We start from the raw sequence: 25,178 nt of genomic DNA on the forward strand, positions 1-25,178 counted from the left end.
AAGTCGAAGCTTTCAGGTTTTGAATTTTGAATTTGAGATTCTATACTATATATAAGAGTAGTTTTTCTGTCCAGCTGAGCGAAAATGCAAGAAAAGCAGTTTCTGTCCAGCTGAGCGAAGTCGAAGCTTTATCCCGCTATCCGCTGCAATCTTTTGCTTTTTAAAGGAAAAATCAAAAGGATTTCCACTTCTATCGGGGCTAGGGCATGGGTTTTCAAAGGAAAGATCGGTCATAAAGCAAAAACTTCGCGTCTTGGCATCTTTGCGAGAGTGGTAAAATAGGGATGTTTCAAGGGTAGTTGTAGTATTGAATCTAATTCATTAAAGAAAAATCTTTCAAATACAGAAATAGTTTAATTTGTAAAAGAGGTGTTGTCAGAGTGTTAAGAAAAAGTTTTAAAAAAGATTAAAAATAAGTTTAGAAAAAGCTTGTGAAAGCGGATAAAGTGACTACTTTTGCACCCGCAACAGCGATAAACGTTCACAGAAATACTGACAAGCTAAAGGAATCAAAATGAAAATTTATTTTCAAAAAAGATTAAAAAAAGCTTGTGAGTAAAGAAAGAAAGTTTTAAGTTTGCACCCCGCAAAACAAGGGAAGTTCATTGAAAGATTGGTAAGGAGAGGAGTTAAAAAAGAAAAGAAATTTTCTAAAAAAAAAACTTCAAAAAACTCTTGCCGATTAGAAATAAGTTTTCTACTTTTGCACCCGCTTTGAGAAACAAGCGAGATTAAGAAAAAAGAATACGTTCGTAGACATATTGAATTGACAGCCGTTTCGATGAAAATCGGAACAAAAGAATAAGAGTAATAGAATCGTAAGATTCGAAAAGAACCGATAGATATTCATCGCAATATAATATAAAAAATATACGATGAAGAGTTTGATCCTGGCTCAGGATGAACGCTAGCGGCAGGCTTAACACATGCAAGTCGAGGGGTATATGTCTTCGGATATAGAGACCGGCGCACGGGTGCGTAACGCGTATGCAATCTACCTTTTACAGAGGGATAGCCCAGAGAAATTTGGATTAATACCTCATAGTATAGTGACTCGGCATCGAGATACTATTAAAGTCACAACGGTAAAAGATGAGCATGCGTCCCATTAGCTAGTTGGTAAGGTAACGGCTTACCAAGGCTACGATGGGTAGGGGTCCTGAGAGGGAGATCCCCCACACTGGTACTGAGACACGGACCAGACTCCTACGGGAGGCAGCAGTGAGGAATATTGGACAATGGGCGCAAGCCTGATCCAGCCATGCCGCGTGCAGGATGACGGTCCTATGGATTGTAAACTGCTTTTGTACGAGAAGAAACACTCCTTCGTGAAGGAGCTTGACGGTATCGTAAGAATAAGGATCGGCTAACTCCGTGCCAGCAGCCGCGGTAATACGGAGGATCCAAGCGTTATCCGGAATCATTGGGTTTAAAGGGTCCGTAGGCGGTTTAGTAAGTCAGTGGTGAAAGCCCATCGCTCAACGGTGGAACGGCCATTGATACTGCTAAACTTGAATTATTAGGAAGTAACTAGAATATGTAGTGTAGCGGTGAAATGCTTAGAGATTACATGGAATACCAATTGCGAAGGCAGGTTACTACTAATGGATTGACGCTGATGGACGAAAGCGTGGGTAGCGAACAGGATTAGATACCCTGGTAGTCCACGCCGTAAACGATGGATACTAGCTGTTGGGCGCAAGTTCAGTGGCTAAGCGAAAGTGATAAGTATCCCACCTGGGGAGTACGTTCGCAAGAATGAAACTCAAAGGAATTGACGGGGGCCCGCACAAGCGGTGGAGCATGTGGTTTAATTCGATGATACGCGAGGAACCTTACCAAGGCTTAAATGTAGTTTGACCGGTTTGGAAACAGATCTTTCGCAAGACAAATTACAAGGTGCTGCATGGTTGTCGTCAGCTCGTGCCGTGAGGTGTCAGGTTAAGTCCTATAACGAGCGCAACCCCTGTTGTTAGTTGCCAGCGAGTCAAGTCGGGAACTCTAACAAGACTGCCAGTGCAAACTGTGAGGAAGGTGGGGATGACGTCAAATCATCACGGCCCTTACGCCTTGGGCTACACACGTGCTACAATGGCCGGTACAGAGAGCAGCCACTGGGCGACCAGGAGCGAATCTATAAAACCGGTCACAGTTCGGATCGGAGTCTGCAACTCGACTCCGTGAAGCTGGAATCGCTAGTAATCGGATATCAGCCATGATCCGGTGAATACGTTCCCGGGCCTTGTACACACCGCCCGTCAAGCCATGGAAGCTGGGGGTGCCTGAAGTCGGTGACCGCAAGGAGCTGCCTAGGGTAAAACTGGTAACTAGGGCTAAGTCGTAACAAGGTAGCCGTACCGGAAGGTGCGGCTGGAACACCTCCTTTCTAGAGCCTTAATGTTAGCCTAGTGCACGTTAAGGAAAAAAGATGACTATTTATGGGTCTCTGAATTGGAGATTGTATTACTCTTGCTGTTAATTTAAAAAAATGAAAGAATTAAGTAAAAACAGAGTCTCGTAGCTCAGCTGGTTAGAGTACTACACTGATAATGTAGGGGTCGGCAGTTCGAGTCTGCCCGGGACTACTTTTTTAGAGTTTTGAATTATGAGTTATAAATTATAAGTTATAAAAAGAAAGATCAACTAAGAAAGACTGAAAGCTTAATTTACAAGGAAATTTTAGAGGTTGAGAGCTTATGAGCATAACTCATAACTAATAACTCATCACTAAAGAAATGGGGGATTAGCTCAGCTGGCTAGAGCGCCTGCCTTGCACGCAGGAGGTCAACGGTTCGACTCCGTTATTCTCCACTGGTTAATTAGATAATTAGCCAATTAGAATATGAGATAATTAATTATCAAATTGACTAATTACTGTATTATCTAATTGATAAAAGTTCATTGACATATTGAGATAAGAAAATAATAAGAAAGTAGAAAGCGTTTTTTATTAGTAATAATAAAAGACAAAAAAAAACGGTCTTGTTTTAATTAACAAGATTGGTACAATAAGCAAAATAAGGGCGTATGGGGGATGCCTAGGCTCTCAGAGGCGAAGAAGGACGTGATAAGCTGCGAAAAGCTACGGGGACGAGCACACATCGATTGATCCGTAGATATCCGAATGGGGCAACCCACTATGTTGAAGACATAGTACACCGATAGGTGGGCAAACCCGCTGAACTGAAACATCTAAGTAGGCGGAGGAGAAGAAAACAAAAGTGATTCCGTAAGTAGTGGCGAGCGAACGCGGATTAGCCCAAACCAATGATGTTACGGCATTGTTGGGGTTGTAGGACCACGATATTTTATGTACAAGGAACCAGAATCGACTGGAAAGTCGAGCCAAAGAGAGTGATAGCCTCGTATGGGTAACAAGTATAATAGATAGTGGTATCCTGAGTAGGGCGGGGCACGTGAAACCCTGTCTGAATTTGGCGGGACCATCCGCTAAGGCTAAATACTCCTGAGAGACCGATAGTGAACCAGTACCGTGAGGGAAAGGTGAAAAGAACCGTGAATAACGGAGTGAAATAGATCCTGAAACCATACGCTTACAAGCGGTCGGAGCCCTTAAGTGGGGTGACGGCGTGCCTTTTGCATAATGAGCCTACGAGTTAACGTTGCTGGCAAGGTTAAGTGATTAAGTCACGGATCCGTAGCGAAAGCGAGTCTGAATAGGGCGCTTTAGTCAGTAGTGTTAGACGCGAAACCGTGTGATCTACCCATGGGCAGGATGAAGCGCTGGTAACACAGTGTGGAGGTCCGAACCGGTTGACGTTGAAAAGTCTTCGGATGACCTGTGGGTAGGGGTGAAAGGCCAATCAAACTCGGAAATAGCTCGTACTCCCCGAAATGCATTTAGGTGCAGCGTTATTTTAGTTATATAGAGGTAGAGCTACTGATTGGATGCGGGGGCTTCACCGCCTACCAATTCCTGACAAACTCCGAATGCTATATAATGATTGATAACAGTGAGGGCTTGGGTGCTAAGGTCCAAGTCCGAGAGGGAAAGAACCCAGACCATCAGCTAAGGTCCCCAAATATATGCTAAGTTGAAAGAACGAGGTTTGTCTGCCCAGACAGCTAGGATGTTGGCTTGGAAGCAGCCATTCATTTAAAGAGTGCGTAACAGCTCACTAGTCGAGCGGACGAGCATGGATAATAATCGGGCATAAGCATATTACCGAAGCTATGGATTTTGTAGTAATACAAAGTGGTAGGGGAGCATTCCAGCAGGGTTGAAGGTGTATCGTAAGGTATGCTGGACTGGCTGGAAAAGAAAATGTAGGCATAAGTAACGATAATGCGGGCGAGAAACCCGCACACCGAAAAACTAAGGTTTCCACAGCTATGCTAATCAGCTGTGGGTTAGTCTGGTCCTAAGGCGAACCCGAAAGGGACAGTCGATGGCCAACGGGTTAATATTCCCGTACTACTAATTACTGTGATGGGGTGACGGAGTGATGAAAGCGCCGCGAACTGACGGAATAGTTCGTTGAAGTACCTAGCTATATTCTCTATAGGCAAATCCGTAGAGAATGGTGAAATACGATAGTACTCGGAGTCTTCGGACAAAGAGATAGTGCGCCTAAGGGCTTCCAAGAAAAACCTCTAAACTTCAGGTAATTAGTACCAGTACCGTAAACCGACACAGGTAGTTGAGGAGAGAATCCTAAGGTGCTCGAGAGATTCATGGCTAAGGAATTAGGCAAAATAGACCTGTAACTTCGGGAGAAAGGTCGCCCCCAGCAATGGGGGCCGCAGTGAAGAGGTCCAGGCGACTGTTTATCAAAAACACAGGGCTCTGCAAAATCGTAAGATGAAGTATAGGGCCTGACACCTGCCCGGTGCTGGAAGGTTAAGAGGAGATGTTATCTTCGGAGAAGCATTGAATTGAAGCCCCAGTAAACGGCGGCCGTAACTATAACGGTCCTAAGGTAGCGAAATTCCTTGTCGGGTAAGTTCCGACCTGCACGAATGGTGTAACGATCTGGACACTGTCTCAGCCATGAGCTCGGTGAAATTGTAGTAACGGTGAAGATGCCGTTTACCCGCAGTGGGACGAAAAGACCCTGTGCACCTTTACTATAGCTTAGTATTGACCTTGGATAAATGATGTGTAGGATAGGTTGGAGACTTTGAAGTGGCGTCGCCAGGCGTTGTGGAGTCATTGTTGAAATACAACCCTTTGTTTATCTGAGGCCTAACTCTTCGATGAAGAGGACAGTGCTTGGTGGGTAGTTTGACTGGGGTGGTCGCCTCCAAAAGAGTAACGGAGGCTTCTAAAGGTTCCCTCAGTACGCTTGGTAACCGTGCGTAGAGTGCAATGGCATAAGGGAGCTTGACTGAGAGACATACAGGTCGATCAGGTACGAAAGTAGAGCATAGTGATCCGGTGGTTCCGCATGGAAGGGCCATCGCTCAAAGGATAAAAGGTACGCCGGGGATAACAGGCTGATCTCCCCCAAGAGCTCATATCGACGGGGGGGTTTGGCACCTCGATGTCGGCTCGTCACATCCTGGGGCTGGAGAAGGTCCCAAGGGTTGGGCTGTTCGCCCATTAAAGTGGCACGCGAGCTGGGTTCAGAACGTCGTGAGACAGTTCGGTCTCTATCTACTGTGGGCGTTAGAAATTTGAGTGGATCTGATTCTAGTACGAGAGGACCGAATTGGACAAACCTCTAGTGTATCTGTTGTCCCGCCAGGGGCACCGCAGAGTAGCTACGTTTGGAAGGGATAAGCGCTGAAAGCATATAAGCGCGAAACCCACCACAAGATGAGATTTCTTTTAAGGATCGTGGAAGATGACCACGTTGATAGGCTATAGATGTAAAGGCAGTAATGTCATAGTCGAGTAGTACTAATAATCCGTAAGCTTATGTACACCCTTTTCCCTCTCGTCCCAGACGAGAGGGAGGAAACTTTCTTAACAAAAAAACTTATTTGTTTCTTTATCTCAGTATGTTAAAATATTAGCTCGACGCGAGCAGTCTTTAAGTCGAAAGATTAAAGTCATAAAGTTGAAAGACTTTAAAACTTTAAGACTTGTGACTTTAGACTAAAAACCTTAAGGTGGTTATTGCGGCGGGGCTCACCTCTTCCCATCCCGAACAGAGAAGTTAAGCCCGCCTGCGCAGATGGTACTGCAGTTATGTGGGAGAGTATGTCGTCGCCTTTCTTTTAAGAACCCTATCCAAATCGGATAGGGTTTTTTGTTGTATAACGTTTTTTAAATCCTTACGTGCTTTGCGTTTAAAAAAAATTTACACGGATGATACGGATTGGCTAAGCGAAAACGCGGATTAGAACGGATTTTTTATTGGCTGTAGGTGGCTTTTGCCCTTTCAGGGCGATGTTTGCTGTTTATTTTGTGGCATAGTGCTTCGCACCATGCTTTTGCTTTTCGGGCTTTCAGCCTTTTTTCCTTGCGTGCTTTGCGTATACCTTTGCAGACTTTGCGGTTAAAAAATAGCTCAAGGATGATTGGTCCTTTTTTCTTTAAATATTCTTTTTATTGCACGCTGCGTTAGGGATGGAAGCGGTATCCTTTTGCGATGACCGTTCATTTAAAAAATCCCTGAAACTTCTATCGCAAAAGATTTAGCGGACAGCCCGACCCGAAGGGGAACGCCATAATAATTGTTATTTTTAATAGATTGATGTTTTTGTTACTGAAAAACTTTGTTGTCGACATCGTTTATAAACTGAATTACTCCATTCATGAAGATTTTTTGATCGTCCCACATGGCGAGATGACTTCCGTTTGGGCAGTAGAGATAACGTCCTTTTTTGACTAATTTGCTTTGTTCTTCCATAGCTTTTGGGTCCATTGTATCGTATTTTGCGCCAATCATTAAGGTTGGAATTGTAATTTCATGCAAGCGATTTTTAATATCCCATTTGGCTAAACGACCACTGATACCAAATTCGCTCGGGCCTTGCATTAGCGTATAAATTTCACCATTGATATGTTTGCTGGCACGATTGAGGCCGTCCGGCCATTCTTTTAGTCTGCATAAGTGTTTCTGATAAAAATTAGGAATAAGTAATTCCATATATCGTGGGTTGCTGAAATCTTTTTTGGCTTCAAGGGCTCTGATTTCTGCTAATATTTCCGGTTTCATTTGTTTTGAAAGTACTTCAGCTGCATATTTTCCGTAATCGGGGGCACTGGCCATCATGTTGGATACGAGTAGACCTTTCATGTTTTGTTGATACTTTAGGGCGTATTCCATGGCTAAAATTCCACCCCATGAGTTTCCAAGGACGTAAAAATTGTTGTGATCGGCACCGATTGCTTTGCGTACTTGTTCTACTTCTTCTACAAAACGCTTTGTAGTCCATAAGCTGCTGTCTTTTGGCTGATCGCTATAATATGATCCTAACTGATCGTATTCGTAGAACTCAAATCCTTCGCGCTGAAAGAATGTTTCAAAACATTCCATATACTCGTGCGTCATTGCGGGGCCTCCGTGAAGTAACAGTATTTTTATTTTTGGATTGTTTCCAAAACGTTTTGTCCAGACTTTAAATTCTCCAACTGGGGTTTTTATAGGTATCATCCTGACGCCAGCCGATTCTACATCTGATTCCTTATTGTAGGTAAAGTAGTTGGATAATGAATCGGTTTTAGATTCGTTTTTGCAAGAAATCAGCAGTAAAAAGGTAAGAATGGCAATACTATAACGCATAATTTTAGAATTAGTGATTTAGAACATTCGTTTCTGATTAAAAATACGAATTTATTTTTGATTGGGCTCAAGGAGTAATTGGTATATGATTGATTGAGAATTTACTAAAAAACTCTTAAATCAGTAGAGGAATGAAAGTGTAGAAAAAGTTTATATTTACATCTTGTTTATAATTGCCGTAAGAATTCAAATTTGCTATCTGCAAATGATAAAGAATTAGTTAACCGTGCGATTAAAATTCAATTCTTTTTTTGTTACTATGAATGTACTAACGCTTCCTGACGAGTTAAATTTTGATCAATCAAGATTGATTAACGTCTATGATTATACTAGTTCGAAGAGGATCTCCAAACAGCAAATTATTCTGAATCAAAATGTATTTAGTTTTTTAATAGAAGGGACAAAGGAAGTTGTTTTTGATAATTCGGCTGTATCGATCGATGCGACGAAGTTTCTTATTATGAAATCGGGACATTGTTTAATGACAGAAAAGCTTTCGGATTTGTCTAACTATAGAAGTGTAGTTTTATTTTTTTCGAATGAGATCCTGTTGCGATTTATTAGAAAAATGGAATGGAGAAAGGGGGAAGTTGAAGAATGTAAGTCTGTCCGCGCTTTTGAATATGATTTGTTTCTTAAACGGTTTGTAGATAGTTTGGTAGATATTTCAAAACTTTCGACTGAGATTAAAAGTAAGTTGCTGGAAGTTAAGTTTGAAGAGTTAATGCTTTATTTGGTGGGGATGTACGGTACAGAGTTTTTGTATTCTTTAACAGTAAACAGCGATGATTCTTCACAGAAGTTTTTTCAGATTATTGAAAGTAGTTATCTTAGTAGGTTGTCCTTAAAAGAGTTATCTTTTTTATGTAATATGAGTGTTTCAACTTTTAAAAGGGAATTTGAAAAGCACTATTTGGAATCACCCATTAAATGGTTTCAGCATAAAAGATTAGAGTTTGCTCATTATTTACTTCATCAGGAGCGAAGAAGTCCTTCAGAAGTTTGTTTTGAAGCAGGTTACGAAAGCTTATCAAGTTTTACTCAGGCTTATAAGTCAAAATATGGAGTGACGCCAAAACAGGCACAGAAAAAATGAGCTTTTGGCTATAGTTTTTGAGCCTTTGTCTTCATTTACTTTTTATTTTCAAGATTAAATTTGTTTAAAATCTTAAACTATAAAAGAATGAAAAAAGTAAATGCAATTTTGATAATGTCCTTAATTTTTACCACAACAATTTTCGGACAGAAGACTTTTACACTAACCAGTAAAGATTTGGGAGGTGAGCTTACTAAAGTACAGGAGTTTAAAGGATTTGGCTGTACCGGAGAGAATCAATCTCCTCAGTTGCTTTGGAAGAATGCGCCAGCCGGAACAAAAAGTTTCGCTGTGACCATGTATGATCCTGATGCACCAACGGGAAGTGGATTTTGGCATTGGATTGTATTTGATATTCCTTCAGATGTAAACGAACTGGTAACTAATGCGGGCGCTAAAGATAAATTTTCGATAAAAGGTGCTGTTCAAAGCATTACAGATTATGGAATAAAAGGATTTGGGGGCCCTTGTCCGCCGGAAGGCCATGGATTTCATCAATATATCATTACTGTTTATGCGCTTAAAACGGATAAATTAGGGCTTGATGAAAATACTAATCCGGCTATCGTAGGGTTTAATTTATGGAATCAGACTTTGGCAAAAGCAAGTATTGTTGCTTATTATAAAAGGTAATTTTCTGTTTAAGAAAAAGTAAAGGGAATCTCTAACGATGAGATTCCCTTTTTTCTTTAAGATATTGCAGCCAGTTTTGATGTTTGGGCAGCTTTGTTATGACGTTTATATTTCATCTTTTATGCATAAGTGACAGGGATTTAATTATGTGGTAATATCTGCTAATAACAAGGTGAATGGAATTTGTAATATGGGTACATAACTATCGGTTACGGAATAAGCCGTCAGCATGAAAGCAAAGGTTCCTGCATTGGTTTGAGGATTATTGGTTTGCATCCAGCTGTTTATTCCTTCCGTGATCATATCGGCTATATCTTTTCCATGATCGGCAACGGTTAGTGTGGTTGGGGTCACCAATAAGACTGGTACATCTATTGGGAAAGTGGTTCCCGGAATAATGTAGGTATAGTCACATTGCATCTTAATGGTAAATTCTGTAATAGCACTGTTTATATTTTCGGTTAATGCATCAAACAATGCCAATAACTGAACGTTAAGGGTACGGGTTGGCTGTACCGGATAAGTTGCTGTTCCGATGGTATTAATATCTATTGCGCTGTTTGCATTTAGTAACGGAATCAGCTTGTTGTAGAACATTACCTGTGGGGTCTGGTAGATAAATAGCGGATTGGTGGTTTGCCAGGTTCCGTCCTCATTTTCTAATAGTTCTTCGTTTCTGATTACTGCTACACTGCTCCAGGCATTTTGTGCGCTTAAAATATCTAAACCATTGAGCAGAACCGTTCTTGATGGATCATTATTTCGGTCTTCATACGGCAGATAGACGCGATTTCCGTCATTGTCCACATAATAGTATAAGTACTCATTTGTTTTGTTCTCAATAAGTTCACTGGTATAACCGGTAATAGAAACATCAATGGTCACATTAGCCGATTGCTGGTTAGTAGAATCAATAGTTACAATTAAGTATTCGGTGGTCTCTTGCGGACTTTCGGTGATGGTATAAGCCAACGTAAATGGCGGAGCCGGCGCGGCATCGAAAGCTCTTGCATTAAAGGTTACCTTTCTCGGATTAACCTGATTGGTTATCGACCATTGTGTCGCTACCTCATTAACAATATCAATAAAGGCAAGCATGGCATAACGGGCATTAATAGCCAAAGTGGAATCGGCTTTTAGAGTTGTGGGAGTTAGCATGGCAAGGCAATTATCGAAATCGGCATTGATTAGCGGATAGGAATCGATGAATTGAGCAAAAGCCTGATAAAGCCCTAAATTAGGGGTATTGGCATTGGCGTTGTAACTTTGATTTTCGTCGGTAACGTTAAATTGGATTTCGGTTACAACAGTATCCTGAGCTGCAGAAGGATTTTGGTACGTATAGTAATACTCCCATATACGGGCCTCCTGTATGGTAATTGGCTGCTGCTGGCTGGTATCATTTACCGGATAATCAAAGTTCTGTGCCGATATCGACGGTGGTGTCGGATAGGCGCGCAACGGTACCGGTATGGTGGTTTTACCAACATCACTCATGCCAGCAAGTGGGCTCTCTTTATGATCTATTTCGGCATCCAGAGGTACAATAAAGGTAAGCCATGAAGAAGCAAGATAATCTGCTAAATCAGGTACTTGTGTAATGTCAAATTCCAGATGGCTCACTTTGTATTCCATATCGCCAAAAGAGAAGCTACGGCTGTCGGCAGCATCTTTGGCTTCAAACATATAAGTTAACCAGGAATTGCCATTAGCCGTTGGAACTTTTGCGGTAGATAAAGAGTACTCGGTCGATTTCAGAATGGTATCGGAACCGTCAGCAACCGGATCAATACCTAACATTTTTCCATATAAATTCGGAACATAAGGCTGCTGCGGAGGTACATTGTTGGAATTTGCATATTCAGTGCCTTTATAAGCCGAACTTATACTCGCCGTGGTCTGTACAGAAGCGATATAACGATAAGCATTCGCCAACTGAATGAGAATTTGCTGTTTCCATTTTTCCTGTGCATTACCAATATTCGAAGGGCCTTTTCCGGCATTAGGTTCAATAATAAAGTCGATGGTTCCTTCAATCGCTTCGGCCAGTTTTTGCTTGGCATCCAATATCAATTGCAGGTAATCCGGATCTCCAGAAAATACTTCATCTGCGGTCAGTAAAAATGCAGGAACTGAATAGGTAGGGCTTAGGAATTTATCAACGGCTTGTAAAAACTGCAAGCCCCAACTGTCCATATCAATACTGGTGTAATTTTTAGTTACACCACTATCAGTCGGATAAGGTTTACCTTGCTGATAGGTGTTTATTTTAGCAGAGAACGATTGTAAGCTGGTTGCCAACGGAATCGGAGCGAAATAGTATACCTGCTGATTATTGAATCCGAATTTAAGACCATTTGCTCCGGTGCTGTCAAAACGAACCATCCAGAGCGGTGCATTTGCGGTGGTATCACTATTGCCTTTGGTGAGATTGGCTCCGGTCGCAGCTTTAAGTACGATGCCCGTGTTAGGCTGATTGATAAAAGCAGCTTCAAATTGTTCTGCAAAATAGGTCAGTGCCAGCATACCGTTCACACCGTTTTCTGATAGAGGCTGTATAACTGTATTGGATGAAGCGACTCCCGCAACATTGGCAAAATTAGGATCTAAGTTTGCGATACGTTTCATGGTTAAACTTGTAGCAACCAATGAAATTTCGGCCAAAGTCGTAATATTAGCAGTGTTTACTACTGCATTTATGGTATAGGTTTGAATCGCTGCAGGCTGCTGTCCTGCAATGATTGCATTTAAATATACGATGATAGGATTGATAAAATTGGTCAGTAAGTCGATATTGGCAATACTATGGTCTGTTGGAGTAATTACCCCTTGTGCATTGGACTGATCTTCTACGGTCGTGGTGTAATGAATAACCATATCACTGCTGCTAAGCTGATAATAGAGATTCATAAACGTAATAATATCGATCTGAGCATTATTCTGAGCTCCGTCACCCACATAGCGAACAGTATTAAAATTAAAGTTTAGACTGATGTTGGGTTTACCGCTTACCGGACTGAATAAATACGATACCGATACCGATGGCCATTGACTGAGCGCAATAATGGCATCAGAATATAGCAGCTGCATAGACGCATTCAGCGGAGTTGTACCGCTTGGAGGGATATTTCCGAACATGTCCTGCCAGTTCATTACCATTTGTACTGTAGTTCCAATACCGGCATATGGGTTTGGGTATTTAGGATCAGTGCCCTGCTGTTGTACATATTTGTAATATGGTACAACGGCGCTGTAGTTCCAGTCTTCAACATCATCATTGGCCGAAGCGTTTCCGTTTTTGGTATTTTGAATAGCCTCGTCGTCCATAGAATCTACTGGTCCTGCCGGTGTCGGGTTGATATAAGCCGGAATGGCCGGTACCGTTAATCCGATAAGGTTGAACTGAGTCTGCAGGTATATTTGATCTTCGGCTAATGTTGGTACAGGCTGCGTAGGGATATAATCTCCCGGATTTTTGCGGGAAACTTCGTAACCAACTGTTCCCGGTAATAAAGTAGCAACACGTGTAGTATATTGCTGAGCCACAGGAGCGGTGTCCGGAGACTGTACATAAACAGAGGTATTTGTAGTGTCAATTGTATCGCCAATCACAACGCTGTTTACAAACGGACTTAAGATCAAATTGTCATAAGTTATGACTAATGCGATATTTGCCATTCCGGTACCTGCAAATAGTGTATCCGGCAAGCCTTTATTCTCGCTGTTGTTGTAATAGAAGTAGAAACCACCACTGCGAACAATACTGCACTCCCACAATAATTTAATAAAATCTCCTGCATTGTTTAGGGTATTGTAATCTCGTTCGGGAGTTTCAAGGACAAAACTTCTTGCCAGCATTCCTTCTACAGGATTCGTTTCTGTAGACAAATTGGCTTGTACAATGGCGGTTTTATAGCCTCCGTTGGCATCTGAAATATAACCTCCTTCTGAGTTTTGAGTCGGATCAGGCTGATACAGAATCTGAATTTGCTGTATGGTTTTGGTTCCGTCGCTGTCACCATGTGTGTTCAGGTAGGTCAGTAATTCCTCTAAATAAACAGTTCCTGCATCGTCGGCACCTACCAGATTGTACATGTTGTTTGACAGAGGAGTAACCTGACCGTCGACTGCTGTTATTTTTTGTAAAGAGAAATTAACAACTGTACCCCAGGTATAATTTTTTACCGTTGCCTTAGTGGTCCCTGTACTGGTTGTGGTTAAAGTTTTAACGTCAAACTGCCAGTTTCCTTCCTCTGTAAAAATGGTAGTTAAGTTAGACGGTAATTTCCAGATGACCGGTTTGTTGGTAATACCGGAATAATAATCCCCCGGATATTGCCATAATGCAGGAGCTCCTAATGAGAAGGTCTGCGGAGTATCATTATAATTGATAAGCGCGGTTGGACCATAAGTAAGAGTTGGTGATAAGCTAATCGATGCCACATCATGTATGTGCTGAATTTCACTGTCGTCAATCGTTATGGTTAAAGTATTATTGGTACCTGATACCATCGTAATCCAGTTTGCATTAGGATTTTGTAACAGTACAGAATATTTATCACCTGCTTTTAAAGTCGAAGGAATTGCAATCTGCTGACCTGTTAAAACATATAATGGTTGTGTTGTTCCTTTGGATGCATCCGGTGGCTGCGGCAATCTCAGACCATGAAGCATAAAACGCGATGCCATACCGCCAATTCCCTGTACGCTGTCTGTAACTGCATTAGAAACCACATCGCTTACTTTGGCGGAAAGTGTTTCCTGCTTGTCCAGATAATCTGCCGCCGCCTGTAGCGCTTGTTTAGCCAGTAACGCTACAAAATCGGTAAACATAAATGTAGGGAACGATAAGTTTGGCTGATCTTCATACGTTGGATCACTTACATTGCTGCAATCAGTAGAATCGTAATATTCTGCTGTAATGCTGGATTGATACTCTACTGCAGATGAGGCAAGTAATACGGTGATGTCGCTAATATAATTTTGAGTTCCCGTCATGCTCTGGGTCGCAAAATTAATCGGGGTTCCCGCAGTACCATTGAGATCAGTGTTTAAAATCAATTCAGGAACTACAGGGAAAACAGCTGCGTCCATACTTCCGTTTTGCGAAGCATCAACGGCACGAATGTTTAACTGGAAGTAAGTACTGAAAAAGGTTCTGATATCATTGTTCGACGTATTGCTATAGTTGAATGGCGCTACATGATTAGGTCTTGTATTGAAGTAGCAAAGCAGTGTACTGATTTGATCGGCAGTCAGGGCTTGCTCTTTCAGCCAGTTCAGACCGGTATTTTCGCTTGTATTTCCAATTAAGGCATTAATAGCCCAATAGAGCACTCCTTCGGTTAGAGCCGCAAGACTGTTATCGTTAGGATCTGTGTTGATATACAACATCGAGGCATATTGCGGTCCTGCTGATGATACGGTTAATTGTGGGAAGAACAGTAAATCCAAAGGTACTTTTGTAGCAGGCTGTATTGGCTGCCATTTTAAATATACCGGTGCGGCGTTAAGGCTCATCATACTTAGATTGCTGCTGGTCATATCCAATGCTGCTCGTTGTCCCGATCCTTTTACCGGACAATAGTTCCATGGTGCAAGAGCCGAGGTATCGCTGCCAATGATAAACGAAGCGGTGATTGTAGCGCTAAAGTGTAATGATACTTTAATAGAGAAGAATCCTAAGTTGATTTTTACAGTTAGTTTTACCGAAACACCGGCTTCAAAAGTAATCGGTATTGGTTTGTAACTTTCGATGATCATGGTGATATAGGCATAGGCCATAATATCAAGTCGGGCCGAGATAATCGCAAAATTGATCTCGCCGTAAATGTGTCCGGTTAAACCAAAAGTTCCCTGAATTTTAAAGTACGTTTCATCGTGCGTACTCAGAGAAGTATTGGCGCTGAAAAAGCCGAGAACTCCCTGAAAGATCCCCACAGCAGTCAGGGAAAGTCCTGCTTTTAAAATACCCTGATCGACAGTTTTACCTACTCCTAAGGAAAGGCCTAAACCAAATTCGATCACCGGATTAAACACACCACAAGTGGTAGTCGGAACACTACTGGACGTGGCTCCGCTTAGGTAGCCGAAATAGAATCCTCCGAAACCTACAAACGGAAATACCTGTACCGAGAAGGAACGGGAGAAATCAGTAATGCTGGCCGGGAATCCAAAATCCAGAAAGAAGTTTCCATTGGTGTATATTTTTACACCAATAATCGGAAGGGTAATTGAAACGGCTCCAAATTCTAAATGTCTGAACTGATCCGGCAATTGCAGATCAATCTGATACATTCCGATAGAGTCGTTTATTTTTTTATATAAAATTTCAAATTGAAGGTTCTTGAATGCACCTGCTTCCTTACTTACTCCAACCAACAATCCATACATATTAGGGTCGTTGAATACAGCTGCGATACGATAAAATTTAGCCACCGTAAAGTCAGTTCCGATTAACCAGTTGCTGTCCTGATCAAAAACAAGTGTTCCCGGCTTGGTGGTGGAGGTTGCTGCCGGTACGGGTATCGCAGTGGAACTTTCATCGGACGAGCTGGTAAATGCGGTAGATAATGCTGTGATGGCGGCATCTACGGAGTCCAGACTTGGAACGTCGTACATCGTAACATGCTGTCCCATAGCGAGTAGTTTCAGGTCGAAAAACTCGCTTCCCATTCCCGGTACAGCAGGCATTTTAGTGGCATCGCTTCCTTTACCGTCTTTTTGTAATGGAGAATCACTTTCGATAGGCAATCCTAAGAAAGTACCGTCAATATAGATATAAACGCCACTATTGGCAATCGATTCATCTTTGGTGATTTTGAGTGCTTTTATATTAATGAAACCTAAATCTACCTTTATCGGAATACTGGCTACAATTGTACTTTTAGCTGAATCTTTGTAACGGGTGTATTTAAACTCGAAACCGGAAAGATCGATACTATCCAGTAAATTCCATGGAGCCGATAAACTGAAACCGGGGCTAAAAGTTCCAACCAGTGTTGTGATAATTTCACCCAGTGATATTTTATCAAATCTAATATCGATAATATCGTAATTGATATTACTGGTGTAAGTAATGGTACTGGAAAATTCCGGAATTTTTAAATATACTTCGGTGTCGGGTGTACCAAATTTGTATCCGACTATAAAGGTCAGTCCGAGCATTTGTCGGGCATCGGCTGTACCGGTAATGGTTCCCGATGTTTTTCCATCGGTGTAAGTAATGTCAACATTGGCGCTCAAATCCAGATTGAAAGAGCTGTATTGTAAATGCCAGGCGACATCACCTTTTATGTTGTAGATCGAAGATTTTGCTTTATCATTAGGCAGAACATCTTTAAAACTCACATTGCTGATGCTCGGCAAATTGTCTTTTACCCAACTCGGAATGGTATCGTAACCCATACCAAAGGCCTGCAGAAAAGTAACCGCAATATCACTTAAAGAAATTACCTGATCGGTTCCGGTACTGGCACCAAAAGTCCAGGCTTCTGCATCATAGTTGGCATATATGTTTAAGTCAACTCCTGAATCGGGAGTGGAAGGACCTATATGAAAGGTTCCGTTAATCTGACCTGTTGCGGTTCCCTGTAAACTGCTTATTTCAAAACCTAAGCCGGTCATGGTAAAACTTAGGTCAGGACTTTGTATGCTAAAGAAAGTCCAATCAGCAACAATATCACAACTTAATAAATATTCTTTTGAGGTTGGCTCAATATCCATTTGAAATGCTGTAATTTCCGATTTCAAATCAATCTGTACACTAGGGAGAAACATGGTAAGTAAATCTCCCAATTGAATGGTCCCTTCTATTAATTGTACGCCCATTGCAAAAGGAGCGTAGTAGGCTGATGCTTTTATGGTATTAGGATAGTCACCTGTTGTCGGATCTTTTTCACCAATATTAAAATAACCATCGATCTGCACATTAGTATCGCGCAATGAGGAGTCTCCGGGATAGGAAACAGAGAGCCCTATTTCGAGATTATTTAAAGTCAGATTGCTCAATAATAACCAGGGTTCATTGGTTTTTGCGGTTAATCCTATAGAAGAGATAATACTCTCACCAGCATCATACACCATGCTGATCTGACTAATTCCGATATCTGTAAAAGCATTTAACGGAGCGGGTAGTACACTCGAAATATTGATACCGCCTATCAGTTGTGAAAAATAGGATATACTAGGATAATCCGTTTCAAAATCAGCGTTAAGTACCCATTCGTTAAGAGTGATAGGTAAATCCATTGCCAGTTTTAAAGGAATACCAATATTAATTTCCCCCCCCATACTTCCGGTTACTGGTGTTTGATCGTTAGCAGCATTTACCAGTATAAAAGGTTTACCAATGGAAAACCAGCTTACTCCCGCAATATCCCATGTTCCGTCGATCAATAATCCATTTAATACAGATATTAAAAAATTATTAGGTTCGGTAAAATCCATTTCAACCGGAAAGTTAACAATACCTAATATTGATGCTGTTCCATTTTTGATAGAAACGGTTTTTCCATCAGCTGATTTTTCAACAGTACCATTATTGATTATGAAAGGCTGATTGGCAGTAAGTTTTAAATAAAAATCAGCAATTGGACCACTGGAAAGGACTCCCGGTACCAGGTTTAAGTGTCCGGATGAATTGGCATTTACCAGTTCTGTATATAGTTCATCAAGTGTCATTGGTCTGCTGTTAAGGATTAATAATGTTACTGTTCAGGTATATCAGGGCATCTAATAATTTGTCATATTTTTCATCATGAAAATATTTTTCTATTTTTTTAAAGTACTTAGTTTGTTTATTATCAGGATTAGGTATTAAAGTATCGTAGGCATACTTACCAAGAACATAAGCAGGGCTTAATTGATTGATTCTTTGAGGTCTGGCTTCTAAACTATCTTGGGCAGTAAGTTTCGTTTTTGTATCGACTGTCCAACGTGAGGGAAAGGTGCTTAGTTTAGAAGATATCATAGTGGCAATCTCTCCATTTAGGTTATTACTGGAACCATTGCCGACAGGCACGTTTGGAAATAGAATTTTATTAAAATATGCTCCCGGTGTTGTTAATTGCAGGTAGGCTCTGCCAAAGTTCATCGCCAGTGTAGCCGTGTTTTGCCCTTCAAAAACAAAGGGCAAATTGGCCATATAATAGGTATAATTGAATATAGGAGCCGGTACGGGACCAATTTGAACCACTAGTATCTGTTTGTCCTTTAATCCGTTTATTAAATCACTCAACTCTTGTGGATTTGTACCGCTGTAATATTGTACTCTTGTTGCTAATTGCGAAGAAGTAAGATAGTTCAAACAATTGGTTGTTGCATCATAAAAACCACCTTTGCCAGGATATTTACCAGTATCAATTAACCCTTTTAAAGTAGTTAAATTAACATTGTTGTCTTGTCCCGGCTGACTTACTGGCGAGAAGCTAACAATTACAGCCTTTCTTGCGTCCCCTCCACTTTGTTGATAAGAGATTCCACAACACATATTAAAAAGAGCAAGTATGGGGTCTATTGATCCTGTATTGATTCCGTACATTGGGGCCAGTAAAAATTTTTTGTCCGTTCCGTATAAGTTCAATAAAGTTGTGGTTAGATTTACTGTAGTATTCCATGAAGGTAATGCTGCCGGGAATTGCGCCCAAAAGGCATCGTTTCTGGTTGGGTTCTCAATATAGAAAGCTTGTTTATTAAAATTATTAATTTCTACATCTAAATCTACAGTAGCTCCATTAGAGTTAACATAAATGGCATTTTGACCCAGTTTCCAATCGTAAGGTTGTAATTCTATAATATATTTTGCATTTAGCCCCGATAATGTCACGACACCATTATCGTACCCCCCGGTTAAAGCCAAATCACAATCTGCCTGTGGTTTGGTAAAAGACAGAAAAGTTACAAGTATATCCCCGGTATCGGTTGAATTTCTAAAAGTAAGCGGCTGGGGGTTAGCAGGATCAATAGGCAAGAGGACTTTTAGTTTATTAAGAGCATCCTGATCCTGATAAACTATTATAAAATTAGCGTTACAGCCTAATCTTATCATGTTAAACAATATATTAATCGATGAAGACTGATGCCCGAAGTTTCGACTGGTAGCAATAAAAATCTTTACTGTATTCAATGTTTGCAGATAGAGTTGTACCTCTGCTTTGGCTAAAGGAAAACGTTGATCGTTTTCGTCGCTGACAGATTTTATTAGTTCATTAAGATTGAGTACCATATTTATTTAACTTTTTACGTATGATCCGTACCAGCCTAAACTCTCAGGTTTTGCATTGGCGGCTGGGTTGCCAAATAGCATAAAACATATATTTCCTCCCGGTGGAAAAGATAAACTGAATACCTCTAAAGCAATATTATTAATCTTCATCAGATAAGCAGTAGTCTCTGTACCGGTTGCTTTTTGCAGCATAATGGAGCCAATATTTAACTTTAATACACCCTGCAGACTAAAAGAAGGAGCCTGCGGATTAACTCCCGGTAATTTTACTCCTGCCCAGGCACCTTTTGCACCTACACACCAGGCCATCATAAAGGTTGAGGTAAATCCGGCAGAGCTTGCCAGTGATCCCAGTGTTCCCATGTTAAGGTTAAATACCAATGCATACCATTGACCGCTTACACTTTGCTGTTGCTGCAAAGAGGGAATGGCTACATTCAGATAGCCCTGAGAAGTTGGACTATTGGTGGCATCTCCATTGGTTATACCTGACAATTGTAAAGGAAAATGAGAATATAAACTGTCTTTTCGTGGAGTACTTTGCCCCACATCAAATGACATCTGACTGATATCAAATACAAAAGTTTTGGTCGTTGGAGTTTCTAACTGAAAGGTAAGGTCAACATACATATTAGAATAAGACAATCCTCTGAAATTGTTTGTGGTACTCTCGGGTTCCGTTCCGAAAGAGAATAAATCAAAACCTTCCAGATCATTGTAATTGATAAAACCCCAGAAAGAGAATTTAGCATTAACCGTATCACTCGTCACATCGTTTTGAGATACAACTGTAATAAAAGCAGTTTTTATAAACTCAATATCCGTTATGATATTGGTATTTACAGGATTCAGAACATTATCGGAGGTATTGGTAAAAGCATACGACGGAACTCCATTATTGTTTTCGTAAGTGCCTGTGAGTACAATTAAATTGGCACGGTTGGTGGCATCAATGGTTTCTCCAAAGAGTTTGTTAACCGTTAGTGCCAGATAACTGTTGTAGTTGTATATTTTGCTGTTGGTAAATACAATTTTTAATTGCAGTACCACAAAATCATAATCTACCGTACCGTTGATTGGAGCCGTATTTTTGTAAGTCACAGGATCTGAGCCCATACCTTCAAAAGTAGGATCTTCGTAATCGATTAAGGCAAACATCGAACTGGTAGGCTGCATAGAGACGTTACCTTTGTCATTGTTAACAATACTGATGTCAACCCCAAAATGATGCGCATAAAAATTATCTAAATCGATACCGGCAAGGAGCCCTTGTAGTTCTTTTGGGAAATCCTGTACACTGATATCAACTCCCAATGAGATAATTCCCTGCCAGTTAGGATTGGTCGCAATGTTGTAAAAATTTAGATAATCATTATCGTGCTGCACCGTATACTTGTCCATTCCACTTTGGATGTATTGTTCTAACCACATACTCAGGTTAGGCAGCCCATTACTGCTGGTATCATTAAAAGTATCCGGAGAATTCCAGCCCTGAATATTTTTTACTTTATCGGTTAGTTTTCCGGTACAGAATTTAAAGATGATGACATTTTTGTATTTGCCATTCATGGGGTCTTTCGGGACATTCAATACAAAAGGCCATTCTGTAATCTCCATTTCATTGCTGAAATTATCCAGGACATAAGTTCCGTCGCTCAGTTTTTGATTGTATGAAATCACCAAAAACAGCTGATTGGACTGTAAGGCGGTTTGTAATGTTGAACTTGGCGGTGTAAATTGTAAGTTAAATATTTTAGAAAGAGTGCCGTTTGATGTCAAAAATTGATTGCTGGCCAATTGTAACGTATTCCATTTGCCATCGTTAGGATTTACATTTACATAAAATCCTTGCGGACTGGTCGAGGATATCCCACTTTCGTTATCGTTTACGCTTGCTCTGGCATTCAATAATCGGCTGGCAGTAGGTGGAAGATTTTCAGTACTTACTACATTGGCGATAATTGCTTTTCTTGTTGGGTTAAGTATTTGTTTTTCGAACAAGGAGAAATCAACATTTTTAGATGGAGTAGCCGTTACAGCTCCGTAGGGTACTAAAGGAAAAAATATAGTTTCTTTAGCAGCAGATAAGACGCCTGATCCGGTTGTCAGGTGACTGAACAATGGAGATTGTGCATCTTTATCAGGAGAGAATAGAGGAGACCCTTGAGGCTGGGCATGGTAAACGACCGGTGTTTGTTCAGAATTGGCCAAAACTACACCATTCCATGCTGTAATATAGCTGTTCGCCAGCCATTCCTGAGTGGTATTACTGCCTACAACATTTTGAGTAGCCTGAATAGGGAACTGTGGCGCAAATGCATTCTGATTGGTCTGGTAGTAGAGCCAGTCTCCCGCTCCGGTAATGGTATTGTTGACATCGATAAACTGAGGCGTAAAACTGATGGTTTCTGTAGAACCCAGTCCGCACATCAATTGTACCTGATTGTTAGCGTCTACATTGCTTTGATACGAAATGTCAAGTGTTAGAGATGATGCGCCTTGAGGCGTCATGTACCAAACGGCATTCGGGTCGTTCGGAGTCTGCTCGCTAAAAACCAGCATCGAACTGTTTTGTGTTGGGTAATTTAGGGAAACGCCATTGTTTGTGAAATTCGTATAGGGAATTAAAATGAGCGGATATCCAAAATTAGTCAGATAATAAGAAGAAAGCGTTGAAAGTCTGCTTTGTTGAGTAAAGGTATTGTAAGTTAATCCCAAATAAGCAAAATAAGTATTTACACCGGACTTATTCAGTAAATCACAAGGGAAAATACTACTCTGCATGGTGATCAAATCGTTCAGACTTCCAGCTTCGATCAAGGCGAAAGTAACCCTTGTTAATACGCCGCTGTTTGCATTATTATTAAAACTATATTGATTGCTTACATTAAAACCGATAAAGTCTGAAGCGGCATCAAAACCAAGTACAAACCTGATGTGACCTTGGCCGACACCGGTAAGAGGTATTTCGATGGTACTTTGAATCTGACTTGAAGAAGCAATATTATTGGGTCTGAAACTATAGTTGGCCGATCCTTGCTGACCGGATATTGTCATCGTGTTATTGGTAGTATCGAGTGTTAGTAAGACATTGTTATTGCTTATAAAAAGCGTTGCAAAATCATTCCCGAAACTGTAGTTAAACCCTGTTAGAACAGAATAGATCCCATTGGTGCCTCCTGTTAAAATTAGTTGGGTAGTATTGCTTGCAGTCAGTGCTGTATTGGGATTTTCAAACCAAACAACCGATGCTGACTGATAAGTTTGCAGCGGACCAAGAAATGAATATACATTATTTACAAACGTATTGATGTCAATGGTGGGGGCATTTAAAGAAAATAAAAAGTAACCGTTGTAACCGGAAAGTTCATCCAGACCTATTGAACCACTTGCAGGTCCTGTAACTCCATTTGCCAGTAAATAGGCACACCAACTGTTATCTTTTGCTGCCAGATACAAGGAAGAATTGCCTGACGAAGTATTTGTGAATTGTAAGGTTGCCATATCTTTTTTGTCTAAAGGTCAAAGGTTGAAAGTTTTTTAATTTCAAGTTTCAAGTTTCAGGTTTCAAGTGAGACTGCGACTGAAAACTGCGATTTCTGTTTATAGTTCCATTTCACAACTCAAATTTCACATCCCACAACTGGTTACTCATAAACATACCATCCTACTAAGTCACCCTTAAAGGGAAAACTGGTATTATTTTCTTTGACCGTATAGGTCAAATCTGCTTTCAGGGTTGAAACTAACGGAGAGAAATTCAGATAAATACTGAGGCTTCCGCTGGTAGCACTTGCTCCTGATTTCAGATCAAACTGATAAATTGGATTAGTGGGAGTTAAAGATTCTACTCCTACCAAAACGGTGGATAAATATAAAGTACAGACTACAATTTTGCCCGTGGGATCAATAGCGTAATGTATTAATAAATCACCAAAATAACGTTCTCCTGTAGTTCCGCTTGCGACTATAGGCGGAGCTATTTTTTCAAGAGGTACCGGTAGGGTATCCTGAGCCAAAGCAGCTATAGGTAATGTGACAAACATCAGAATAAATATCACTTTTAAAAGGATATTTTTATTACAAATGGAATAGCTATAGACTGTTTTTGATTTCATAAATACAATTGACTCCAGAGGGATTTGTCTTCTGATTTTAGTTAAGACCAGGCCGCGATTTGTTTGGCGAAAGGAACTTCGTTTTCACCGTTCAAGTCAGTGGCTTTTCCATGACAAGTCACCTGTCCGGTATCTAATCCAAATTGCGCCCGGAAAGAGATGAGGTCTATTTGTAGTTTTTGAGGTCCAATGGTAAAGCTCATGTTTACTGCTTTTGACTGTACAGGAGAAAGGGTCACCGATCCTAAAATCCCGTTTTGTATCACAGGTCCGGGACCTAAAGGAGGACCTACAGTTGAAGCTTCGCCTCCCAGTGCAGAAGTAAAGGTTGTTGTTGATACTTCCATGCCATCAATAACTGAAACAACGGTGGATGCTTTGATGCTGTTTACTAATATCGCATCTTCTGAGTAAGGATAAGTTGCCATAATTTTAATACCAATTTTATTTCTATTGTAGTCCAATGTTTTCTGGTATAATGCCGATGTAATATGAAAATAGTGCAATGAAATTGGACTATATTGAATATACAATCGGTATAAGTAGGATAAAAGGAGATTTCCTGGGCTAACGAATAGTTAGGAAGTATGGGATAAACCAGTAAAGACTGTTATCGATATAATATTTATAGTGTAGATTGGGGTCTATACAAGCAGTTTCCTACTTCATAAATATAATTTTATCCCAGGAAAATATCCTGGTTGTTTTTAATTAAGACCAACTTGCGATTTGTTTCGCAAAAGCAGTTTCGTTGTTCCCGTCCTGATCTGTTGCACGCCCGCTTGCTGTAACCTGACCACTGTCAAGACCGAATTGTGCTCTGAAACTGATAAGGTCAATTTGTAGCTTTTGCGCCCCAGCTTTAAACTCTACATTTGTAGCTGTTGGCTGTACAGGTGAAAGGGTGATTTTTCCTAAATCTCCTGCTGGTGAAGTAAAAGTAGTAACCGATACTTGCATTCCTGACACAATAGAAACTACTGTCGTTGCTTTGATACTGTTCACTAAAAGTGCTTCTTGTGAATACGGGTAAGTTGCCATAATTTATTTGTTTGTTTGTGTTTCCTACTCATAAGGCTTTTCGGAATCCGCCTCGTTTTTTTGTAAGTGGGTTCTGACTCCACTGTTTTTGGTACATACAATATTAGATAAAATATGGTTTTTTAAAACGCGTATAAATACTTGTTTTTAAATTGATTACAATTTTTTAACAAGACAATGCTTTATTGTTTGAATTGCCGATAGTGCCCAATAGATCTGGGTGAAACTAACGGTGTAATTTTGGCAGAATAGATTTTAAGAGATGTGAAAAGAGTAAAGAGTAAAGAGTAAAGAGTAAAGAGTAAAGAGTGTCTCATAGAAACACATTCCTCTATTATAATGCTCTGCGTTTTATTAAAAGTGAAACGCCT

9 protein-coding genes, 2 tRNA genes and 3 rRNA genes are annotated in these 25,178 nt (G+C 40.6%); 7 read left to right on the plus strand and 7 right to left on the minus strand.

The window, feature by feature from the left end:
* Window positions 1–872 precede the first annotated feature (872 nt).
* From OLM58_RS12685 to rrf, 5 genes are all read left to right on the plus strand, one after another.
* Window positions 873–2,386, plus strand: a 16S ribosomal RNA gene (locus OLM58_RS12685).
* Between the two features lie 125 nt (window positions 2,387–2,511).
* Window positions 2,512–2,585, plus strand: a tRNA-Ile gene (locus tag OLM58_RS12690).
* 152 nt (window positions 2,586–2,737) lie between these two features.
* Window positions 2,738–2,811 (plus strand) — tRNA-Ala (locus OLM58_RS12695).
* Window positions 2,812–3,006: 195 nt separating this feature from the next.
* Window positions 3,007–5,887 (plus strand): 23S ribosomal RNA (locus OLM58_RS12700).
* 184 nt (window positions 5,888–6,071) lie between these two features.
* Window positions 6,072–6,181, plus strand: a 5S ribosomal RNA gene (rrf, locus tag OLM58_RS12705).
* The 16S, 23S and 5S rRNA genes sit together here with 2 tRNA genes alongside, the layout of an rRNA operon.
* A 490-nt stretch (window positions 6,182–6,671) precedes the next feature.
* Here rrf and OLM58_RS12710 read toward each other — a convergent pair.
* Complete coding sequence (locus OLM58_RS12710) at window positions 6,672–7,694, minus strand: proline-specific peptidase family protein (RefSeq protein WP_264529184.1); 1,023 nt, start codon at window positions 7,692–7,694, stop codon at window positions 6,672–6,674.
* A 259-nt stretch (window positions 7,695–7,953) separates the two neighbouring features.
* Between OLM58_RS12710 and OLM58_RS12715 the strand changes: the two genes are divergently transcribed.
* Entirely contained in the window at window positions 7,954–8,790 is an 837-nt protein-coding gene (locus OLM58_RS12715) for a helix-turn-helix domain-containing protein (protein WP_264529185.1), read from the plus strand.
* Between the two features lie 87 nt (window positions 8,791–8,877).
* Window positions 8,878–9,423, plus strand: a complete 546-nt coding sequence (locus OLM58_RS12720; RefSeq protein ID WP_264529186.1) for a YbhB/YbcL family Raf kinase inhibitor-like protein — start codon at window positions 8,878–8,880, stop codon at window positions 9,421–9,423.
* Between the two features lie 144 nt (window positions 9,424–9,567).
* Here OLM58_RS12720 and OLM58_RS12725 read toward each other — a convergent pair whose 3' ends face one another.
* The 6 genes from OLM58_RS12725 to OLM58_RS12750 form a co-directional block, all read right to left on the minus strand.
* Window positions 9,568–18,105: a hypothetical protein gene (locus tag OLM58_RS12725; RefSeq protein WP_264529187.1), complete on the minus strand. Its 8,538-nt coding sequence runs from the start codon at window positions 18,103–18,105 to the stop codon at window positions 9,568–9,570.
* A gap of 10 nt (window positions 18,106–18,115) precedes the next feature.
* Window positions 18,116–19,648 carry a hypothetical protein gene (locus tag OLM58_RS12730; protein ID WP_264529188.1) on the minus strand — a complete coding sequence of 511 codons (1,533 nt, stop codon included), beginning with the start codon at window positions 19,646–19,648 and terminating at the stop codon, window positions 18,116–18,118.
* 6 nt (window positions 19,649–19,654) lie between these two features.
* Window positions 19,655–23,152: a hypothetical protein gene (locus OLM58_RS12735; RefSeq protein WP_264529189.1), complete on the minus strand. Its 3,498-nt coding sequence runs from the start codon at window positions 23,150–23,152 to the stop codon at window positions 19,655–19,657.
* Between the two features lie 143 nt (window positions 23,153–23,295).
* A complete protein-coding gene (locus OLM58_RS12740; protein ID WP_264529190.1) occupies window positions 23,296–23,766 on the minus strand; it encodes a hypothetical protein in 471 nt (156 codons plus the stop codon).
* Window positions 23,767–23,807: 41 nt separating this feature from the next.
* Complete coding sequence (locus tag OLM58_RS12745) at window positions 23,808–24,194, minus strand: hypothetical protein (RefSeq protein ID WP_264529191.1); 387 nt, start codon at window positions 24,192–24,194, stop codon at window positions 23,808–23,810.
* A gap of 283 nt (window positions 24,195–24,477) precedes the next feature.
* Window positions 24,478–24,807 (minus strand): hypothetical protein, encoded by a 330-nt coding sequence (locus OLM58_RS12750; protein WP_264529192.1) that lies wholly within the window; start codon window positions 24,805–24,807, stop codon window positions 24,478–24,480.
* Window positions 24,808–25,178 lie beyond the last annotated feature (371 nt).

The organism is Flavobacterium sp. N502540, from assembly GCF_025947365.1.
In the GTDB taxonomy this organism is placed as follows: domain Bacteria; phylum Bacteroidota; class Bacteroidia; order Flavobacteriales; family Flavobacteriaceae; genus Flavobacterium.